A 19,051-nucleotide genomic window follows, 5' to 3' on the forward strand; every position below is an offset into this window, starting at 1 on the left:
TTAGGGTCGGTGTGCGCGGACGACGGCGGCGGGCAGCCTGTCGACAAGCCGCGGCGCGAAGCGGTTCCAGAGTCCGGAGAGCAGAACGACTGCAGCTCCTGCGGCCAGGAACGAGCCTGTGACGTCAGTGGGGTAGTGGACCCCGATGTATAGGCGTGACCAGGCAACCACGAGGGCCATGGCGGCGCCGGCGTAGGCGGCCACCTTGGACCAGCGGGTGCCGCGGGCCAGGAAGTAGAGCGCGAAGGCGAGGGCGACGGCGAAGGAGACGTGGCCGGAGGGGAAGCTGTCCGTTCCTGACTCGGGGGCCAGCGGATCGAACAGCTGGGCCTGATCGGGCCGGTGGCGGGCGATCAGGAGTTTGAAGACCTCGCTCGCCGCCCAGCCGGAGCAGGCAACCAGGCCGAACGCCACAGCCGTGACGAGGTCGCGGCGGAACAGCAGGACGCAGAGCGCGATGGCGCCGATCAGCACCAGCCCGGGCAGCGGGCCGAACAGCACACTGATGCCCATGGCGAGCGCGGTCAGCGCCGCGGCGTGGTGCTGGCTGAGGCCCTGGTCCACACTTAGCTCGGCCTGGGTGTCGCCCGGCACCAGCTGAACGGTCAGGCCCAGGGCGATCACGGCGGCGCAAAGGAGCAGGCCCACCAGGAGCCAGTGGCGGACCTGCGGGAGTGCCCGGAAGCGCAGCCCGGCGGCGGGCGGGCCCACCGGGAAGCTGGGTGGTGCTAGGCGGTCCTCAGGGGCAGGTCCAGTCATCGAATCCTCCGGCTCGGTGGTGGGGGGGGCAGGTACGGCAGGCCGAAGGTGTCTTGGATGCTGGCCAGCAGGCTGTAGTGGTTGTAGGGCGTGGTGGACCAGGTGCCGCCCTTGGTGAAGGGCGAGAGCACCAGTGCGCCCACCCGGCCGCCGCCGGGGCCCGTGATGCCCGGCAGCGCGGAATTCGGTCCCGGGCCCTCGCCGCAGCACGCACTGGCGTCACTCTGCGGTCCGTCCGATTCGTCGAAGGTGATCACCAGGACCCCGTCCTGTTTGAACGCGGGGGAGGAGGTGATGGCGGGCACCCACTGCTTGAGCCACGCGTCGGCGCTGGCCAGGCCGCCCGGCTGTCCATCGACGCAGGGGGAGTCGTGGCCGTCGTGGCAGAGGTTGGGGGTGATCATGGACAGGTTTGGGGTGGAGGCGGCGGAGGCGAGGTCCGTTTTCAGGGATGTGAGGTCGACGTCGTTGGCAGCGCAATCGGGCGAGCCCGTGATCCCGGCGAAGTAGACGAAGGGGTTGTGGCGGGCCGCGTACTGGTCCCCGACTTTGGCTTTCTGGGTGTCGTCAACGGCGCCCAGGGCGGGGTGCCGGCACGGGGTTCCCATGTCCTCCATGTATCCCTTCCACGTCTTGCCGGCGGCCTTCAGCTGGCCGGCGACCGTGGGCACGCTGGCCGGGAAGACGCACCCGTCACCCACGGCCTGGCCGGGGCTGGCCGTGCCGGTGCCGGTGAACGGCGTGTAGCTCTGGCAGTCGGCCTGCATCTGGGGGTTTGGGCCCTGCCCGGAAATCTGGGCCACGTAGTTGGGCTGCGAGTTGTGGGCCGTGCCGAAGTACTGGTTCAACAGCACACCCTGGCTCCGGAGCGTCTGCGAAAGGTAGGGCGCGGCCGACGCCGGTCCCCATGTTTCGTCATACCCCTTGTTTTCCAGGTTGATCACAAAGACGTGCTTGGCGCCGGGCAGGTAACTGCCTGCGGCGGCCGTTGCGGGAGCCGCGGCGTTTGCCGGTGTGCCTGCCGTCGCGGACGGGGGCCCGTAGCTGAGTGCCGCGGCGCCGAGCAGCACCAGCGCGGCCGCAGCGGCCCTCCGGAGGTAGCGGCGGCTGCGGCCGCGGGGCTGCGCGGTGGCGGGCGGTGCGGTGGTGGTGTTCACGGGAGCTTCCATCCGTCGGCGAGGGCTTTCTGTTTCAGGCCGGACCATTCCTCGGCCGCCGGCGGTCCTACGGGAGTGCAGGCCGGCCCGGCGGCGAAGGGCGGCACGAGGTACTTGGGGGCGGCCAGGTTGGGCGGTGTCCCGAAGTCCAGGACTTCGGCGATGTTGCGGGCCGCGGTGTCGCGCGGGGTCAGCGGGGGCAGGTTCCAGCGCCATTCGATCGCCTTGAGGACCGAGGTGTGGTCGTAGACGTCGTGCGCCACGTACCGGCGCCGGGCACGCGGGGAGATCACCACGGAGGGGACCCGGAAGCCGCGCAGCGCGGTGGCGGCGCTGGTGTCGGGGGCGGCGGCCGGTGCGACGTGGTCGAAGAAGCCACCCCACTCGTCGTGGTTGACCACCAGCAGAGTGTTGGCCCAGCTCGGTCCGCTGGTGACAGCGTTGTAGACCTCGGCGAGGAACGTCTCGCCGGAGCGGATGTCCGCGTGGGGGTGGTCATCACCCGAGGTGCCGGAGCCCTCGTCGGTGAACCGCGGGTCGACGAACGACACCGCCGGCAGCGTCCCCGCCGAGCAGTCCGTGAGGAACTCCGAGTAGTGGTGTGAGATGCCCTGGTACTTGGTGCCCCACAGCGCGGTGAAGGGGATGTCGCCGTAGTAGTACTTGCCGGCGACGCCGGCGGCGGCCAGCCGGTCCCAGATGGTGGGCAGGGTGGACGTGACGGTCGAGTTATGGATCCGGTCCGTGGCCGCGGAGTGCTGGTAGAAGCGGTTGGGATAGGTCTCGGCCATGGTCGCCGCGAAGTACCGGTCGCAGACGGTCCAGTCCGGGCCGGCCTGCCGCCAGAAGTCGAGGTCGGCGGCGTCGTAGTAGCCGACGGCGAACTCGTCGTTCTCGCCGGCCAGGAGCCAGCCGTTGTTCTTGCCGCCGTTGTACTGGATCCGGCCGCCCTCGTAGGAGTGGTCCGGGTCAGGATGGCCGCAGCCCTGGAAGTCCGTCAGGTGATGGGTCGCATGCGGGATCCCGTAGCGGTCCGTGAAGCTGAGCCCGGACTGTTTGCCGTCCGCGCCGGGCATCCAGCCCAGGAAGTGGTCAAAGGAGCGGTTCTCCATCATCACCACGATGATGTGCTCGATTCCGGAGCCTGCCGGCGTCGGCAGGGCCGCTGCCGTCTGGGCCGCACGGGCCGCGCCCCCGGTGGCGAGGGCGGTGGCCGCGACGGTCCGGGCGGCGGTCATAAAGTGACGTCGAGTTAAGTTCACGCCCAAAAGTAGATCACGAAAAGATCACGGGTCCGGGCCGTTTGTTGGCCCGTTCATGAACAGTTAACCGGGTGTTTAGCAGCCCGAGTGGCTCAGGCCGCGCCGCTCACCCCGGTGGCGCCCTTGGCGTCCTGCCCGTACTCCGCCGTGATGAGGATGGGCAGGTGGTCGGAGGCGCCGCGGGGCAGCGTTTCGACGTTGTCAATCATCAGGCCCTGGGACGTGGCGAAATCAAAGTGGCCCTTGAACACCTTGTACCGGGTGTAGGTCCTCCGGTCGCTGAGCGAGAGTTCGTAGCCCGCGTCCTTCATCTGCTCCGTCAGGTACTTGGTGAAGAACGGATAGTTGAAGTCGCCCACCATCAGCGTCATCGGCCCGCCGCCCATGCTCAGCAGTTCCCCGTGCGCGGCGTGGATCTGGTTCCGGCGCAGGGAGTTCGAGGCCGTAAGCGGCGCGGCGTGGAAGGAGGCGATCACCAGGTCATGGTCTGTTTGGTTGTCCACCACCCGGGTGCCGATCAGCCGTTCGTGTGCTGGTGCCAGGACCCGGTCGTGCAGGGATTTCTTCAGCGCGAAGGTCTTGGTCTCGTAGGCGGTGAAACGGTCCTGGCGGTAGTAGATGGCCAGGCCCAGCCGGTTGCCTCGCGTGGCGTCCGCCAGCTGAAGGTCGCCGATGCTGTCCGGCAGGTCTTCGGTGTCGCACTCCTGGAGGCAGAGCGCATCGATTGCATAGCCGCTGGCCAGGGCTTCCAGTTCGCCGCTGGCCTTGTGTTTCCGGAGGTTGTAGCTGATTACTCGGATCAGGGGGAGCACCTCTTCGCACGATAGTCGGGGTAAGCCTGATCCCGAGTCTACCCAGTCCGGCCGGGGGAGGAGGCGATAGGGTGGTGGGGATTCTCTGATTGTTGCTGCGAAAGGGTCGACGTTGACTGCTGAATTACCGGTGCTGGCCGAGGGCGATTTCTACTACGAGGTGCTCGGCGGCGGGCGTTTCCGCTCCACCGTCCACGCCCAGGGCGCCTGGAACGAGCACGAACAGCACATGGCACCGGCGTCGGGCATTATGGCCGACTGCCTGGCCCGGCACGAGCCGCGCGATGACATGCGCATGGCCCGCATCAGCTATGAGATCCTCGGCCTCATCCCCGGCGGCGAATTCGAGGTCACCACCACCACGCTGCGCCCCGGCCGCACCATCGAACTGCTGCAGGCCGAGTTGGTTGCCGGCGGCCGCGTGGCCATCCGGGCGACGGCCTGGCGGATGGTGACCTCCGATACCTCGGCTGTCGCCGCGTTTGAAGATCCGCGGATCCCGGCACCGGAGAATTGCGAGCCGTACGACGCCGCCACGGTCTGGCCCGGCGGGTACATCGCCTCCCTGAGCATGCGGATCGCCGAGGGGCACCGTGCCGGTTCCGGAACCGTCTGGCTGCACACCGACTACCCGCTGACCGACCGGGCGGACAGCAGCGACCTCGCCCGGCTGATCGGACTGGTGGATACGGCCAACGGCATTGCCGCCCGGGTTCCGCCGGGAAAGGGCAGCTACGCGTTCCCCAACCTGGACCTCCAGATCCACATGTACCGGCGGCCCGAGGGCGAGTGGCTTGGCCTGGACAACGAGGTCTCCTTCGGTACGGACGGCATCGGCCTGACCTCCACCGTGCTGCACGACCTCACGGGACCGTTCGGGCGAGCCGAACAGATCCTGACGCTGCGGAAGAGCTGACCGGCGGCCGCGGCGCCGGCTAGTGGAAAACGAGCCAGCCGACGACGGTGGCCAGGCCGGTCAGGAACGCGCCCCAGAGGATGTCCGCGACCACGATCGCCAGCGGCCAGTTTTTCAGGGTGGCGGCGTTGGTGAGGTCATAGGTTGCATAGGCGAAGCCGCCCAGCGCGGCGCCGTAACCCAGCGCCGTCAGCCAGCTGCCGCCGTCGAGCGCGGGCCGGAGGGCAAAGAAGAGGATCCCGGCGATGTACAGCACGTAGAACACCACGGCGTACCCTAGATGGGGCTTGTCCGACATCAGGTGGCCCAAGTGCCGGCGGTAGAACTTGTTCATCGACTTGAGCCAGACGGCGTCGATGACGGCGAACGCGGCGGCTACCACCAGGAATTGCAGAATGACCATAAGGGAGCATAACAACATGCAGCAGGCCGCGGCGGGACCCCGGAACCTGACGGTGTTCCGGCAGGATCACTCCCTCGGCCCGGCGGCGGACCTCGACTTCGCCCTGACCCTTCTGCAGCGGGTCAAGACCGGGTCCCTGGTCCCCCTGCTGCGGCTCTACCGGCCCGCCCCCACGGTGGCGTTCGGCCAGCGTGACACCCACTTGCCTGGCTTTGACGCCGCCACCCTGGCCTGCCGGGAACTTGGTTTCGAACCGCTGGTCCGGAAGGCCGGGGGCAGGGCCGCCGCGTACCACGAGGGCACCCTGGTGATCGACCACCTGGAGCCCCATGCTGACGCGATTGCCGGGGCCAAAGGCCGGTTCTCCCTCTTCGGCGAGCTGCTGGCGCAGGCCCTGCGCGACGCCGGGGTGGCGGCCGCTGTCGGCGAGATTCCGGGGGAGTACTGCCCGGGCGAATTCAGTGTCCACGGCCGGGATCCCCTGGTCCCGGAGCACCCCATCAAGCTGGTCGGCACCGCCCAGCGAGTGGTGGCCGGCGGCTGGCTGTTCAGCTCCGTGATCATCGTGGAGAACTCCGCGCCCATCAGGGCAGTCCTCGAGGCGAGTTACGCCGCGCTGGGCCTTGACTGGGACCCGGCCACCGCCGGCGCCGCCGATGACCTGGTCCCGGGCCTGGACGTGCCCGCCGTGGAGGCAGCCGTACTGGCCGCCTACGCCCGGTACGCCACGCTCGACGACGGCGACTTCGGCGCCCTGCTGCCCTAACGGCCGAGACGGCTCACGCTGGGCGGGCGGCCAGGAGCTGTTCGCGCAGGATATCGGCGTGCCCGCAGTGCTGGGCCAGTTCCCGCAACAGGTGCAGGTAAACCCACCGCAGCGGCAGCGGGCCGCGCCTGTTTCCGGTCACCAGGTGGTCCAGGCCCAGGGGTGCGGCGCGCTCACGCGACTGGGCGCAGGCTTCCCGGTACGCGGCCTGGACGCCGGCGATCGAGTCATCGGCAGCCAGGATGAAGGACTCGTCCGGGGTGGCCGGAATACCGATGTCCTGCCGGCTGCGGCGGGTGATGGCCTCGTCGAACCAGACCTTCTCCACGAACGTGGCGTGCTTGACCAGCCCCAGCAGCGTGGTGCGGGAGGGGACCAGGGACGCGCGGGCCTCCTGTTCGGTCATTCCGTCCAGGCAATCGTGCAGCGCGGCCCGGTGTTCGTCGAGGAACGCGTCGAACTGCGTCCGCAGATCCGCCGCGAAAATACCGGGCTCCGTGCTGGGGTGATGGCTCATAGGCCACATCCTAATAGCACCCGGCCCGGCACCGGCCCCTGCGGCCCCTGCGGCCCCTCCGGCCCGGCCGGTGCTATCCGCCCGGAGGACCTACCGGCGGGTAGCGCCGGAACGCGGGCTGCGTCACAAATCCGGCGGTTTGACTTTCCGGCGTGATCCATCCCACACTGAATCCGCCGGACAATCCTTCCGAGGAGGTCCCGGCGATCATGTTTGGCGGTTACCGGCCCGAGCCAGGGCACGGCAACCATGACGACGCGTTCTTGCCCGGAGCCACCCTCCGCAGCGCCGCGTCACCCCCTATAAGTAAACAAGCCTATGATCTGCGGCGGGAGAGTCCTGCCGGTACATGCAGCAGGCGCCGTAGGAGCAAATCCTCCCCAGGAATCTCTCAGGCCCACGTACCGCCGCGGCGAGGCAACTCTGGAAAGCAGCCGGATCATTTCCCGGCTCACCGACGGTGCAAGCGGTTCCTGCGGGGGCAGGTACGCGGAAACTCTCAGGTCCAAGACAGAGCGGGGAGGAACCCGAATCATCGTGGCACCAGCCACTTGAACGATGGAGTTCCTTATGACGATTCAGCGACCACCTTCCACCATGGTTGAAGCTCCCCACCTCGAGCGGCAGCTCAGCAACCGGCACATCCAGCTCATCGCGATCGGCGGCGCCATCGGCACGGGCCTGTTTATGGGCTCGGGCAAGACCATCTCCGCGGCCGGCCCCTCGGTCATTTTCGTCTACATGATCATCGGCTTCATGCTGTTCTTCGTCATGCGGGCCATGGGCGAACTGTTGCTCTCCAACCTGCACTACAAGTCCTTCAGCGATTTCGCCGCCGATCTGCTGGGCCCGTGGGCGGGCTTCTTCACCGGCTGGACGTACTGGTTCTGCTGGGTGATCACCGGCATTGCCGACGTTATTGCCATTGCCGGGTACTCCCAGGAGCTCTGGCCCGGCCTGCCCCTCTGGATTCCGGGCCTGGTCACCATCGCGATCCTGCTGCTGCTGAACCTGACCACCGTCAAGGCCTTCGGCGAGACCGAATTCTGGTTCGCGCTGATCAAGATCGTCGCGATAGCGGCGTTGATTGTGGTGGGCCTGTTTATGATCTTCAGCGGGTTCAGCTCCGACGCCGGACCGGCGACTTTCAGCAACCTCTGGAGCCACGGCGGGTTCTTCCCGAACGAGTTCATGGGCTTTGTGGCCGGCTTCCAGATCGCCGTCTTCGCCTTCGTCGGCATCGAACTGGTCGGCACCACCGCAGCCGAGGCCAAGGACCCCGAGAAAAACCTGCCGCGGGCCATCAACTCCATTCCGATCCGTGTCCTGCTGTTCTACGTCGGCGCACTTATCATCCTGATGTCGGTCACGCCGTGGACCCAGTTCGCCGCCGGACACAGCCCGTTCATCGCCATGTTCTCCCTGGCCGGTCTCGGCGCCGCCGCCACCGTGGTCAACCTGGTGGTCCTGACCTCGGCCATGTCCTCGGCCAACTCCGGGATTTACTCCACCTCCCGCATGGTCTACGGCCTCGCCCAGGAAGGTGACGCCCCCGCCCCCTTCGCAGCGCTGTCCCGCCGCAAGGTTCCGCAGAACGCCTTGTTCCTCTCGTGCGTGCTGCTGCTCTCCGGCGTCGTGCTGATGTACGCGGGGGAGAACATCGGCAAGGCCTTCGAAATGGTTACAACCGTGTCCGCCGTCTGCTTCGTCTTCGTGTGGTCCATCATCCTGGCCAGCTACCTGGCCTTCCGCAGGCGCCGCCCGCAGCTGCACGATGCCTCGAAGTTCAAGATGCCCGGCGGCGTGCCCATGGTCTGGGTCGTCTTCGCCTTCTTCGCCTTCGTGCTCTGGACGCTGACCACGCAGCCGGACACGTTGTCGGCCCTGCTGGTGACGCCGGTCTGGTTCATCATCCTCGGCGCCGCATGGCTGGTCCTGCGCCGCCGTCCGGTGCACCTGGCCCGTTACGAGGCCTTCAAGGCCGAACTCCAGTCCGAGCAGGATGAAGCTGCCGGATCCCGGAAGGTGGAGAGCCAGTGAGCACCGCAGCAACCCCACAGCCCGGCGGCCCCGCAACTGAACAGCGGGAAGAGCCCGGCGCCGAGTTCGTCCTCACCCTCGACTGCGCCGAATCACCCGGCATCATCAACGCCGTGTCCAAATTCCTCCTGGACCACGGCTGCAACATTGTGGACATCAAGCAGTTCGGCGACCGGCTCGTGGAGCACTTCTTTATGCGCGTGCACTTCGTCTCAACCGGCACCGCGGCGGACGTCGAGGAGCTCCGGCAGGATTTCGCGCCGGTCGCCGCCGAGTGGGCGATGACCTGGCGGCTGGAACGCCACGGCCGGAAGCAGCGGATCCTCGTTATGGTCTCCAAATACGGGCACTGCCTGAACGATCTTCTCTTCCGCGCCAGGATCGGTGAACTCCCGGTCGAGATTGTCGCCGTCGTGTCCAACCACCCGGACCACGAGGGCCTGGTCACCTGGCACGGGATCCCCTTCCACCACGTGCCCGTCAGCCCCGCGACCAAACCGGAGGCAGAAGCAACGCTCCTGGACCTGGTGGAGGCGTACAACGTGGAACTGGTGGTCCTCGCCCGGTACATGCAAGTCCTCAGCGACAACCTCACGGCCAGGCTCGCCGGCAGGGCCATCAACATCCACCACTCCTTCCTGCCGAGCTTCAAAGGAGCCAAGCCCTACCACCAGGCTTACGCCCGCGGCGTCAAGACTGTCGGGGCCACGGCGCACTATGTGAACTCGGAACTGGATGAGGGGCCAATCATCGCCCAGCAGGTCATCGAGGTGGACCACACCTATACCCCGGAGGACCTCGTCGCCGTGGGCCGGGACGCCGAATGCAAGGCCCTGACGAACGCCGTCCGCTGGCACTCCGAGGGGCGCATCATCCTCTCAGGGAACCGCACCGTCATCCTGCGCTGACCCGCGCCCGCCTGCCCAAATTCTGGAGTTCCCTGTGAAGACCCACCTTCCTCTGTCAACCGCGTCCCATGCCCCGCCCGCCCAGCCGGACACAACACTGCCAGCGCGGCTGGAAATCATTCCCACCTCCGGCATCGTCACCAGAGTCCAGGCCGGACTCGCGCCGGGAACGGCACTGACCGTGACCTGCCTTCCCCATCACGGTGTCCAACCCACCCTGGAAACGGCCGTCCAGCTGCGCCGGCTCGGCCACAGCGTAGTCCCGCACCTGGCAGCGAGGAGCCTTGAAAGCCGTGCGCAACTGGCCGGCATCCTTACCGAGTGCCGAACCGCCGGGATCAACGAGGTTTTTGCCGTCGGCGGTGATGCCGCGCAGCCGGCCGGCCCGTACCAGAACAGTGCACGGCTCCTGGAGGACATCGCCGATTTGTCCGGCGGGGCCATGTCCGCCGGCGTTGCCGGGTACCCGGAAGGGCATCCCGGGCAAAGCCAGCTCTACATGCTGGATGCGCTGCTGGAAAAACAGCACCTCGCTACCAGCGTGGTGACGCAGATGTGCTTCTCGGCGGCCCGGATCAGCTGGTATGTCGAGTTGCTCCGCCGCGAAGGCGTTACCCTTCCGGTGTGGGCCGGCGTCGCCGGGTCCGTTCCCCGGACCAAGCTCATTTCGCTGGCGACCAAGATCGGGGTGGGACCGTCCCTGCGGTTCATCAGCCGCAAGGGCCCGCTGGCCCGGCGGCTCCTCGACGGCGGCAACTACTCGCCCAGCCGCCTCGTGGCCGAATTGTCGGCGGCGCAGCCGGCCCTGGCGGGCGTCCACCTCTATACATTCAACAATCTGGAACCGTACGCCGCCGCCGGCGCCGGCGTAACGGCGGCTTCTGGAACGGCGGCGCCGGTGGAGCGGCAGCCATGACCGCGCCGGCGGGCGACGCCGGGCAGCTCCCGCGTCCCGGGCGGCGGCTGCCGTGGGCAGCTCTGCCGCGCGGCCTGCCGGTACGGATTACGGCCGGCGGCCGTTACCTGGGGCCGGGAACAGTGGACGGGTCGACGCCGGACGGTGCGGTGATGTGGGTCCGCTTCAACGGCCTCGAGGGCCGCCGTATGTTCCACCGCGACGACACGGTGTTCGTCGAAGTGGGCAAGTCGAAGTGGGCTAGTCGAAGTCGACTGGGCGGCGGTGGCGGCCCGCGGCGCTGTCAGTGGCCGCGGGCTATCCACTCCTCCAGGTGCGGCGCCTCGGCGCGCACCGTCGTCGGATCGCCATGACCGGTGCGCACCACGGTGTCTGCGGGCAGCGTGAGCAGCCGGTCGCGGATGGAACCGATGATGGTGGGGAAATCGCTGTAGGACCGGCCGGTGGCGCCCGGACCGCCCTGGAAGAGCGTGTCACCGGTGAACACGGTTCCCTTCGCGGGCAGGTAGAAGCTCACCGAGCCGGGGGAGTGGCCCGGGGTGTGCAGCGCCTCGAGGCGGGCGCCGGCCACCTCGAACGTATCGCCGTCGTCGATGCCGTGCTCCGGTTCGGTCCCGGGGAAGACGCGGTCCCACAGCATCCAGTCCTGCTGGTTCAGGTAGACCGGGGCGTTGACCAGGCTGCGGAAGGCGCCGACCGCTGCGATGTGGTCGTCGTGGCCGTGGGTGAGCAGGATGGCCTTGACGTTCCGGCCGGCGACGGCGGCCGCGGTGGCGTCGGCGTCGTGGGCGGGGTCGATCACCACGCAGTCCTCGTCATTGCCGACGATCCAGACGTTGTTGTCCACGTCCCAGGTGCCGCCGTCGAGCGAGAACGTCCCGGACGTGACCAGGCGGTCGATCCGCAGTGCTCCGCCGCTCACAGTTCCACCACCGAACGCAGCACGGCACCGTCGTGCATCTTGTCGAAGGCGTCCTCGATCTGGTCGATGGTGATCCGCTCCGTGACGAAGGCGTCGAGGTCGAGCCTGCCCTGCCGGTACAGGTCGATCAGCATGGGGAAGTCGCGGGACGGGAGGCAATCGCCGTACCAGGAGGACTTCAGGGAGCCGCCGCGGCCGAACACGTCCAGCAGCGGCAGTTCCAGGGTCATCTCCGGGCTGGGAACGCCCACCAGGACCACGGTGCCGGCGAGGTCGCGGGCATAAAACGCCTGCTTGTAGGTCTCCGGGCGGCCGACGGCGTCGATCACGACGTCGGCGCCGAAGCCGCCGGTCAGTTCGCGGATCGCCTCGACGGGGTCCACCCCGGAGGAGTCCACGGTGTGGGTTGCGCCGAGTTCCTTGGCGCGATCGAGTTTCTTGGCGTCGATGTCCACTGCGATGACAGTGGTGGCGCCGGCCAGGGCCGCGCCGGCCACGGCCGCCACGCCCACTCCGCCGCAGCCGATCACGGCCACGGAATTGCCGCGGCCGACGTTGCCGGTGTTGATCGCGGCGCCGAGGCCGGCCATCACGCCGCAGCCGAGCAAGCCGATGGCGGCGGGGTCGGCGTCGGCGTCCACCTTGGTGCACTGTCCGGCGGCCACCAGGGTTTTCTCGGCGAAGGCGCCAATGCCGAGCGCCGCGGTGAGCTCCGTGCCGTCCGCCAGGGTCATCTTCTGGGTGGCGTTGTGCGTGTTGAAGCAGTACTGCGGCTCGCCGCGGCGGCACGCGCGGCACTCGCCGCAGACAGCGCGCCAGTTCAGGACAACCCGGTCACCGGGGGCAACTTCGGTGACGCCGGGCCCCACCGCGCTGACCACCCCAGTGGCCTCATGGCCGAGCAGGAACGGGAAGTCATCGTTGATGGCGCCCTGCTTGTAGTGCAGGTCCGTGTGGCAGACCCCGCATGTGAGGATATCCACCAGGGCCTCGCCGGGCCCGGGGTCCGGAACCAGGATGGTCTCCAGGGTGACGGGGGCGTTCTTGGAGCGGACAACCGCGCCTTTGACTTCGTGGACCATGGGTAGCTCCTTTCATCACCGCGTCCGCGACGGGATGCGGCACGGCGCGGAATCCCGGGGTTAGCTGGGAGTCCGCGCCGTGGTGGTGTGGTGGTGGGTGTCCTGGTGGGGCTTAGGCCGCGAGGCGGGTCTTGACCTCGGCCGCCGAGGGATTGGTGGCTGCCGTGCCGTCCGGGAAAAGGACGGTGGGGACGGTGCGGTTGCCGCCGTTGAGCTTCTCCACAAGTTCGGCGGTGCCTTCGACTTCCTCGATGTTGATCTCGGTGTAGCCGATGCCCTGGGCGTCCAGCTGCTTCTTCAACCGGTTGCAGTAACCGCACCAGGTGGTCGAAAACATGGTGATGGTGCCGGAATCGGGGGTGAAGTCCACGAAGTTCTCCTCAACGCTGGTGGGCGGCGCGCAGTTGGCAGCGCCTCTGCCGGCAAAGCCGGATGTCACTGTGATCAACCGTAACCCGGGAGGCCCTATTCCCGCACGGCGGGTCCCGATGGCATGCTGGTGCCATGTGTGGACGCTACGTGATGGCCCGGGCTGTCGGGGACCTTCTGGCCGAGTTCGACGCCGGACTCGAGGAGGAGGTGGTCATCCCGCCGTCGTGGAATGTGGCCCCGACGGCGGACGTGCCCATCCTGCTGGAGCGGCTGGTGGACGGCGAACCGGTGCGGCAACTGCACATTGCCCGCTGGGGCCTGGTTCCCTCGTGGGCCAAGGATCCGGGCATCGGCTCCAAGATGATCAACGCCCGCAGTGAGAGTGTGCTGGAGAAGCCGGCCTTCCGGAAAGCCACCCGCGCCCGGCGCTGCGCTGTGCCGGCGGACGGATATTACGAATGGAAGGGTGAGGGCCGCGGCAAACAGCCCTATTACGTGCACCCGGCGGACGGCTCCCCGGTGGTCTTCGCCGGCCTCTACGAATGGTGGAAAGACCCGTCCAAGGCCGAGGGGGATCCGGAACGCTGGCTGCTGTCCACGTCGATCCTGACCACTGACTCCCCGCCGGAGGGCTACGCCGACGGGATGCTCGCCGAACTGACAGCGCTGCACGACCGCGTTCCGCTGCCAATGGACCGGGCTACCATGGCGACCTGGCTGGACCCGCAGGCCGATGACGCCGCCGCCCTGGTGGGGCTGGTCCGGGCCGGTGCGCACGACGTCGCCGAGGGCTGGAGGATCGACGCCGTGGGCACCGCCGTCGGGAATGTCCGGAACGATTCCCCGGAGCTGATCGAACCGGTCGGCAGCCTGTTCTAGGGGACACCCCGCCGGTCGCGCGAACGGCTGCGGCGGGCGGCCCGAGGCCGCGCCTAGACCGTGACTTTGCCGCCGGCGTCGACCGTCCACGTGGGGTTGAAGGCGACCTCCCAGCGGAAGCCGTCAGGGTCCGCGAAGTAGCCCGTGTACCCGCCCCAGGGCTGCGTCTTCGGAGCAGCGACGACGGCGCCCCCGGCGGCTTCTGCCTGGCGCAGTGCGGCATCAACTTCCGCGGCGCTGCCCACGTTGTGGCTCAGGGTAATGCAGGGGATGCCGGCCGGGGCGTCCGTGGCCGCCTCTGCCTGCATTTGGCCGGCATCCCACAGGGAGAGAACCAGGCCGTGGTTGGCCTGCAGGAAGAGCACTTCGCCGGGAACCTCGCGGTGGACAGGCCACCCCAGTCCCTCGACATAAAAGCGGCGGGAGGCGTCAACGCTGCGGACACCCAATGAGATGAAGTCGACTCGTGGTTGCATGATTCGATACTGTCATGCACATGTCCACACATCACCGTGACGCCAAACACGCCCAGGCCGACAAGGAACAGCTCGCCGCCGTGCGGGTGGCCGTCGACGAAGTGGATGAGCAAATCGTCGCGCTGATCGGCCGGCGCGAACGGCTAATCCGGATCGCCGGAACCCTGAAAGCCGACAGCGCAGAGGTCAGGGCGCCGGGCCGTGTTGAACGTGTCCTGGAGCACGTCAAGGCAACGGCTGAGCAGAAGGACATCGACACCGACATTGTCGAACAGACTTACCGGGGCATGATCGATGCCTTTATCCGGCTGGAGCTGGAAGTTTACAAGGCCAGCAGCTAAGGCTGCGGCAGGACGCCCCTAGAGCGAACCTAGAGGGATTCTTCTACGGGCACGTTGGACTGGTAGTCCCTGCCCTCACAGTCGCTGTACGCCGTCATGAGGTGGCCCTTGGCCAGGCCCATGACCGTGCTGAGCGGAAAATTCCCGGTAATGGTGTTTCCGGAGTGCTCCACGCCCTTGATGTCGAAGTTCTCCTCCGTGCCGTCGTGGCTGAAGCAGAAAAAGGAGACGGCCTCGCCGTTCATGAACTCGATTTCCATCCGGCGCTGGTGGGAGTGGTCCGGGGTGGCCGCTACGAGCCCCACCACGTAGGCCCCGGAACTCGGGATGTTCCCGTCAATATCGAACTTCGCCACCAAGGTTGAATCCTTGGCGGCGATGCTTACGTGCTTCAGGAGTGCGCTGTGGGAGCTCATGGCTCAATCCTGCTACCTCGGCTTGCGTCCGTCCACCCCCATCTAGGTTTTGCCCCGGCCCCGGCGTAGACTTGATTTGTTCGAAGATATATTCGAATCAATCTGTAGGGTTTGTACTTGCCGGGAGGCCTCATGGGGATGTTCAGCGAGTCGGTGGACGTCGCCTGTTCCCCGGCAGGCCAGCCGCAGACGGTCGTCTGGAAGGGCAGGCAGTACGAGGTCTGCGCCGAACCCGTCCGCTGGTTCGAGCGGCGGCAGTGGTGGGCCGAGGAACAGCGGGCACCCCTGGGCAGCGGACCGGGACTGGTGGACCACGAGATCTGGCGGGTCCAGGTCCGGGACACCGTCACGCCGGACCGGACTTTCACCCTAGACCTCACCAGGCACCTGGGTAGCGGCCGCTGGCGGGTGCTGCGGATCCATGATGCCCTGCATGCCTCGCGGGAGCCTGAATCGGCATGAGCTTCACCCACCTGCATGTCTCCACCGCCTTCAGCGCCCACTACGGGGTGTCCTGGCCGGAGGAACTCGCGGCGGCCGCGTCCGCCGACGGGGCCACGGCGCTCGCCTGCACTGACCGCGACGGACTCTACGGCACTGTCAAGCACCTTAAAGCCTGCATGGCGGCGGGGCTGGACCCCGTGGTGGGTGTGGATCTGGCGGTCTTTGACGACGACGGCGACCTCCGCACCCAGCTGGGCGGACGTGTTGTGGTGCTCGCCCACGGGCATAACCAGGGAGCCGGCTACCGTGCCCTGTGCCGGCTGGTCTCTGACGCACATGCCCGCACCACGGGGAAAGCGGGGGGAGTGGTGCCTGTTGCCGTGACCAGGGCGGAGCTGGCCTCACGCGCCCTCGATCCCTCAACGCTTGAACCGGTACTGACCGTTCTGATCGGTCCCGATTCGGACGTGGGGCGGGCCATGGGCGGGCGCCGGTACCTACGCCCCCGCACCCTCTTCAAACGCTGGCTGGATGTGATGCCTGCGGGAACCGTCGCGGCAGAGGTTGTGTCCCAGCTCAGCCCGCCCGGGGAACCCTTCAGCACCGCCCATGCCGTGCGGATGCTCAAACTCGCCGCCGAGCACTCGGTCCCCGCGGTCCTCAGCAACGCGGTGCGCTATTGCGCCGAAGACGGGGCAGCTACGGCTGACGTGCTGGATTCCGCCCGCACCCTGAAATCCCTTCCCGAGCTCTCCGCCGCCCCCCAGCTGCAGCCCAACGGCCAGGGCTGGCTGAAGACACCGGCTCAAATGCTGCGTCTGGGCCAGGAAATCATGCATGCCGCTGGCTACGGCGCCGCGGACCTCAAGAGCCTGCTGGCCCACACCGAGGCGCTCGCGGACCGCTGCCGGATGGACCCGGTCACGGACATGGGGTGGAAGCAGCCGGTGGTGCCCGAAGCCTCCGTGATCGGGATCGCCGGCGACCCGCTGGTAGAGCTTACCCAGCGGTGTGAGGCCGGGATCAACCGGCGCTTCCCGGGGATCACCGGGAAGGCTGCAGAGGAACTGCGCGCCCGGCTGGAACACGAGCTGCGGATCATCGACGGGCTCGGCTTCGCCTCCTACTTCCTGACGGTTGCCGAGGTGTCCCGGATGATCCTGGACATGGGTGTCCGGGCGGCGGCGCGCGGGTCGGGTGCCTCCAGCCTTGTGAATTTCCTGATCGATGTCAGCCAGGTCAACCCGCTGCAGCACGACCTCATTTTCGAACGCTTCCTTTCCCGCGACCGGGCCACGCTGCCGGACATTGACATCGACGTTGAAAGCGCCGAACGGCATAACGTCTACCGGAAGATCTTTGAACGGTTCGGCTCCGAGCGCGTCACGTTGATGAGCATGCAGAACGGATACCGTGCCCGCGGGGCGGTACGCGATGCCGGCCTGGCGCTGGGTATGGATGGCGGGGACATCGATGAGATCGCCAAGCAACTGTGGCGGTTCTCGGCCCGGAACTTCCGCGAAGCACTGGTGGAAAAACCAGAGCTGAAGGAATTCGCCGGCCGGGTAGAGCAGCGGGACTTCACGGAGAACCAGCAGTTGGATCTTCTGGTGGACCTGACCGAACGGCTGGACCGCCTGCCGCGCCACATTTCGATGCACCCCTGCGGGGTCATCCTGGGCGATGCCACCCTGCTGAACCGCACCCCGGTCCAGCCCAGCGGCCTGGGCCTGCCGATGAGCCAGTTCGACAAGCACGACATGGACCCGATGGGCATGCTCAAACTTGATGTGCTGGGCGTCCGGATGCAAAGCGCCATGGCTTTCGCGGTCCGGGAAGTGATCCGGCTGCACCCGTCCAAGGCCGAGGTGGTGGCGGCCGGCCGCCACCCCGTAGGCTCCGACGGGACCGGCCCGGACTACATCGCCGCTGACGGCCGGATCGACCTCAACGCCGTGCCGCTCGACGACGAACCCACCTATGAGCTGATCCGCAGCACCCACACCCTGGGCTGCTTCCAGATCGAATCTCCGGGGCAGCGGGAACTGATCGGCAAGCTGGCGCCCCGGGAATTCAACGACCTCATCATCGACATCTCACTCTTCCGGCCCGGACCCATGAAGTCGGACATGGTGCGGCCCTTCCTGGAACACCGGCACGGTTTCGCCCCTGAGGTCTATCCGCATCCGGACCTCAAGCCCGTGCTGCAGGAGACCCATGGTGTGACGGTTTTCCACGAGCAAATCCTTAAGACCTTCGATGTGATGACCGGCTGCGGGCTGGCCCGGGCGGACGAGTTCCGGCGTGCCCTCGGCAATGAGGTCATGGAAGGCAAGGTGGAGGAATTCTTCCGCCGTGAGGCACGGGCACGGAACTATACCCCTGCCGTGGTGGACAAGGTTTGGGGAACCCTCAAGGCGTTTGGCAGCTTCGGGTTCTGCAAAGCCCACGGGGCGGCCTTCGCCGTGCCCACCTACCAGTCGGCCTGGCTGAAGACCCACCATCCCGAGGCGTTCCTGGCCGGGCTCTGGGAGCACGACCCCGGTATGTACCCCAAACGGCTGCTGGTGGCAGAAGCCCGGCGCCTGGGCATTCCCATCCTGCCCCTGGACATCAACCGCAGCCAGGCCGAATACCGGGTGGAAAGGGTGGAGGCCGGCCCGGACCAGGGCAAACTCGGCATCCGGCTGAGCCTGAACGGTATCTACGGGCTGTCCGGGGCCGAGCTGAAACGTACCGTGGCCGGCCAGCCCTACGATTCCCTCGCTGACCTGCGCGCCCGTTCACGGCTGAGCAAACCCAGCATCCAGCGGCTTGCCCAGCTGGGGGCCTTCGATTCCCTGCACCGCTCCTCCGGGGGAACTGCCAACAGGGCTGACCTGGTCCAGCATCTGCAGCAACTGCAAACCCGTCCGCAGCGCAAGGGCGTAGAGATCATAGAGGGCCAGCTCGCCCTGCCCCTGGGCGATGTCGAGCTCAAAAACCTGAAAGGAGGCCTGCCTGCCCCCACCCTGGTGGAGACGGTCCGCGCCGAACTGGATCTGTTGGCCCTGGACGTCAGCGGGCACCTGATGGCCAGCCACGCGCCGCTGCTGGAAAGGCTGGGCGTGACGACGGCGGACAAGCTCCTGGGGTTGCGAAACGGCACCGAAGTCCTGGTGGCCGGGGTGCGGGTAGCCACCCAGACCCCGCCGATGCGCGGCGGCCGTCGGGTGGTCTTCATCAGCATCGATGACGGCACCGGCTGCGTGGATTCCGTGTTCTTCCACGAGGCCCAGGAACAGTCAGGTCCCCTACTCTTCGGCACCCGGCTGCTGCTGATCCGCGGGACCACCCGGCGGACCGGACCGCGCGGCATCAGCATCAGCGCCTCCATGGCCTGGGACCTCAGCCGTACCGAGACCCTGCCGTTCCCTCCGGCGGCGGAGGGTCCCGGCCGGGGCGGCGGACCCGGCACGGCCGGGCATCCGGGGTATCCCGACGCCGCGGTCCCCGGTCCGCTGGACGGGATCCGGCGCAACCTTGCCATCACTGGCATGGGCGGCTGACCAACGGTAGACCTTCTGCGCACTGGCGGCCGGGCGGCGGCGGGCCGCGTTGGTTGGCCTCCCGGGAACCGATAGCATGGACGAGGCTGGCTGTGGTCCCCGTATGCCACAAGCT

20 protein-coding genes and 1 riboswitch are annotated in these 19,051 nt (G+C 67.6%); of the genes, 9 read left to right on the forward strand and 11 right to left on the reverse strand.

Translation table 11 applies throughout. From position 1 onward, the window contains the following. The 4 genes from AC1DHY_RS06160 to AC1DHY_RS06175 form a co-directional block, all read right to left on the reverse strand. Positions 1–759, reverse strand: a complete 759-nt coding sequence (locus AC1DHY_RS06160) for a phosphatase PAP2 family protein (protein WP_476879058.1) — start codon at positions 757–759, stop codon at positions 1–3. Continuing rightward, the gene (locus AC1DHY_RS06165) at positions 756–1,916 is read right to left on the reverse strand and encodes an alkaline phosphatase family protein (RefSeq protein WP_476903328.1); all 1,161 of its coding nucleotides are present in this window, start codon (positions 1,914–1,916) and stop codon (positions 756–758) included. Before AC1DHY_RS06165 ends, AC1DHY_RS06160 begins: the two co-directional genes overlap by 4 nt. After that, on the reverse strand, positions 1,913–3,178 hold the full coding sequence (locus AC1DHY_RS06170; protein ID WP_476903329.1) for an alkaline phosphatase family protein: 1,266 nt from the start codon (positions 3,176–3,178) through the stop codon (positions 1,913–1,915). The genes AC1DHY_RS06165 and AC1DHY_RS06170 overlap by 4 nt, the downstream gene beginning before the upstream one ends. 92 nt (positions 3,179–3,270) lie before the next feature. Then, positions 3,271–3,978, reverse strand: a complete 708-nt coding sequence (locus AC1DHY_RS06175; protein ID WP_476879073.1) for an endonuclease/exonuclease/phosphatase family protein — start codon at positions 3,976–3,978, stop codon at positions 3,271–3,273. 124 nt (positions 3,979–4,102) lie between these two features. Between AC1DHY_RS06175 and AC1DHY_RS06180 the strand changes: the two genes are divergently transcribed. Further along, the gene (locus tag AC1DHY_RS06180; protein ID WP_476879061.1) at positions 4,103–4,906 is read left to right on the forward strand and encodes a thioesterase family protein; all 804 of its coding nucleotides are present in this window, start codon (positions 4,103–4,105) and stop codon (positions 4,904–4,906) included. Between the two features lie 19 nt (positions 4,907–4,925). Here the strand turns inward: AC1DHY_RS06180 and AC1DHY_RS06185 are convergent, their stop codons facing one another. Beyond that, a complete protein-coding gene (locus AC1DHY_RS06185) occupies positions 4,926–5,309 on the reverse strand; it encodes a DUF2177 family protein (RefSeq protein WP_476879062.1) in 384 nt (127 codons plus the stop codon). 16 nt (positions 5,310–5,325) lie between these two features. Here AC1DHY_RS06185 and AC1DHY_RS06190 point away from each other — a divergent pair, with 16 nt between their 5' ends. After that, a complete protein-coding gene (locus AC1DHY_RS06190) occupies positions 5,326–6,075 on the forward strand; it encodes a lipoate--protein ligase family protein (protein WP_476879074.1) in 750 nt (249 codons plus the stop codon). Between the two features lie 13 nt (positions 6,076–6,088). Here the strand turns inward: AC1DHY_RS06190 and AC1DHY_RS06195 are convergent, their stop codons facing one another. Continuing rightward, positions 6,089–6,592 carry a DinB family protein gene (locus AC1DHY_RS06195; protein ID WP_476879063.1) on the reverse strand — a complete coding sequence of 168 codons (504 nt, stop codon included), beginning with the start codon at positions 6,590–6,592 and terminating at the stop codon, positions 6,089–6,091. 319 nt (positions 6,593–6,911) lie between these two features. After that, a riboswitch (glycine riboswitch) is annotated at positions 6,912–7,009 on the forward strand. A gap of 153 nt (positions 7,010–7,162) precedes the next feature. On the opposite strand from AC1DHY_RS06195, the gene cycA reads away from it, so the two are divergent. Genes cycA through AC1DHY_RS06210 form a run of 3 tightly spaced genes read left to right on the forward strand, consistent with a single transcriptional unit; the run spans position 7,163 to position 10,456 of the window. Further along, entirely contained in the window at positions 7,163–8,632 is a 1,470-nt protein-coding gene (gene cycA, locus AC1DHY_RS06200) for a D-serine/D-alanine/glycine transporter (protein WP_476879064.1), read from the forward strand. Next, positions 8,629–9,540 carry a formyltetrahydrofolate deformylase gene (gene purU / locus AC1DHY_RS06205; protein ID WP_476879065.1) on the forward strand — a complete coding sequence of 304 codons (912 nt, stop codon included), beginning with the start codon at positions 8,629–8,631 and terminating at the stop codon, positions 9,538–9,540. Before cycA ends, purU begins: the two co-directional genes overlap by 4 nt. 34 nt (positions 9,541–9,574) lie before the next feature. Beyond that, entirely contained in the window at positions 9,575–10,456 is an 882-nt protein-coding gene (locus AC1DHY_RS06210) for a methylenetetrahydrofolate reductase (protein ID WP_476879066.1), read from the forward strand. 283 nt (positions 10,457–10,739) lie between these two features. Here AC1DHY_RS06210 and AC1DHY_RS06215 read toward each other — a convergent pair whose 3' ends face one another. The 3 genes from AC1DHY_RS06215 to AC1DHY_RS06225 form a co-directional block, all read right to left on the reverse strand. After that, a complete protein-coding gene (locus AC1DHY_RS06215; protein ID WP_476879067.1) occupies positions 10,740–11,378 on the reverse strand; it encodes an MBL fold metallo-hydrolase in 639 nt (212 codons plus the stop codon). Continuing rightward, on the reverse strand, positions 11,375–12,460 hold the full coding sequence (locus AC1DHY_RS06220; protein ID WP_476879068.1) for an S-(hydroxymethyl)mycothiol dehydrogenase: 1,086 nt from the start codon (positions 12,458–12,460) through the stop codon (positions 11,375–11,377). Before AC1DHY_RS06220 ends, AC1DHY_RS06215 begins: the two co-directional genes overlap by 4 nt. Positions 12,461–12,572: 112 nt before the next feature. After that, a complete protein-coding gene (locus tag AC1DHY_RS06225) occupies positions 12,573–12,830 on the reverse strand; it encodes a mycoredoxin (protein ID WP_138769191.1) in 258 nt (85 codons plus the stop codon). 134 nt (positions 12,831–12,964) lie between these two features. On the opposite strand from AC1DHY_RS06225, the gene AC1DHY_RS06230 reads away from it, so the two are divergent. Further along, a complete protein-coding gene (locus AC1DHY_RS06230) occupies positions 12,965–13,711 on the forward strand; it encodes an SOS response-associated peptidase (RefSeq protein WP_476879069.1) in 747 nt (248 codons plus the stop codon). A 53-nt stretch (positions 13,712–13,764) separates the two neighbouring features. Here the strand turns inward: AC1DHY_RS06230 and AC1DHY_RS06235 are convergent, their stop codons facing one another. Beyond that, entirely contained in the window at positions 13,765–14,187 is a 423-nt protein-coding gene (locus AC1DHY_RS06235) for a VOC family protein (protein WP_476879070.1), read from the reverse strand. Positions 14,188–14,201: 14 nt separating this feature from the next. Between AC1DHY_RS06235 and AC1DHY_RS06240 the strand changes: the two genes are divergently transcribed. Beyond that, entirely contained in the window at positions 14,202–14,528 is a 327-nt protein-coding gene (locus AC1DHY_RS06240) for a chorismate mutase (RefSeq protein WP_476879071.1), read from the forward strand. 29 nt (positions 14,529–14,557) lie between these two features. On the opposite strand, the gene AC1DHY_RS06245 is transcribed toward AC1DHY_RS06240, so the two are convergent. Continuing rightward, on the reverse strand, positions 14,558–14,944 hold the full coding sequence (locus AC1DHY_RS06245; protein WP_476903330.1) for a hypothetical protein: 387 nt from the start codon (positions 14,942–14,944) through the stop codon (positions 14,558–14,560). A gap of 132 nt (positions 14,945–15,076) precedes the next feature. Here AC1DHY_RS06245 and AC1DHY_RS06250 point away from each other — a divergent pair, with 132 nt between their 5' ends. After that, positions 15,077–15,406: a DUF6504 family protein gene (locus tag AC1DHY_RS06250; RefSeq protein ID WP_476879958.1), complete on the forward strand. Its 330-nt coding sequence runs from the start codon at positions 15,077–15,079 to the stop codon at positions 15,404–15,406. After that, positions 15,403–18,936 carry a DNA polymerase III subunit alpha gene (locus tag AC1DHY_RS06255; protein WP_476903331.1) on the forward strand — a complete coding sequence of 1,178 codons (3,534 nt, stop codon included), beginning with the start codon at positions 15,403–15,405 and terminating at the stop codon, positions 18,934–18,936. The genes AC1DHY_RS06250 and AC1DHY_RS06255 overlap by 4 nt, the downstream gene beginning before the upstream one ends. Positions 18,937–19,051 lie beyond the last annotated feature (115 nt).

It is taken from the genome of Arthrobacter sp. 05L44 (genome assembly GCF_056397605.1).

Coding starts and splice junctions, on each gene's coding strand:
- AC1DHY_RS06160 (WP_476879058.1), bottom strand. CDS start 759: ATGACTGGACCTGCCCCTGAGGACCGCCTAGCACCACCCAGCTTCCCG.
- AC1DHY_RS06185 (WP_476879062.1), bottom strand. CDS start 5,309: ATGGTCATTCTGCAATTCCTGGTGGTAGCCGCCGCGTTCGCCGTCATC.
- AC1DHY_RS06190 (WP_476879074.1), top strand. CDS start 5,326: ATGCAGCAGGCCGCGGCGGGACCCCGGAACCTGACGGTGTTCCGGCAG.
- AC1DHY_RS06195 (WP_476879063.1), bottom strand. CDS start 6,592: ATGAGCCATCACCCCAGCACGGAGCCCGGTATTTTCGCGGCGGATCTG.
- cycA (WP_476879064.1), top strand. CDS start 7,163: ATGACGATTCAGCGACCACCTTCCACCATGGTTGAAGCTCCCCACCTC.
- AC1DHY_RS06220 (WP_476879068.1), bottom strand. CDS start 12,460: ATGGTCCACGAAGTCAAAGGCGCGGTTGTCCGCTCCAAGAACGCCCCC.
- AC1DHY_RS06230 (WP_476879069.1), top strand. CDS start 12,965: ATGTGTGGACGCTACGTGATGGCCCGGGCTGTCGGGGACCTTCTGGCC.
- AC1DHY_RS06235 (WP_476879070.1), bottom strand. CDS start 14,187: ATGCAACCACGAGTCGACTTCATCTCATTGGGTGTCCGCAGCGTTGAC.
- AC1DHY_RS06240 (WP_476879071.1), top strand. CDS start 14,202: ATGCACATGTCCACACATCACCGTGACGCCAAACACGCCCAGGCCGAC.
- AC1DHY_RS06245 (WP_476903330.1), bottom strand. CDS start 14,944: ATGAGCTCCCACAGCGCACTCCTGAAGCACGTAAGCATCGCCGCCAAG.
- AC1DHY_RS06250 (WP_476879958.1), top strand. CDS start 15,077: ATGGGGATGTTCAGCGAGTCGGTGGACGTCGCCTGTTCCCCGGCAGGC.
- AC1DHY_RS06255 (WP_476903331.1), top strand. CDS start 15,403: ATGAGCTTCACCCACCTGCATGTCTCCACCGCCTTCAGCGCCCACTAC.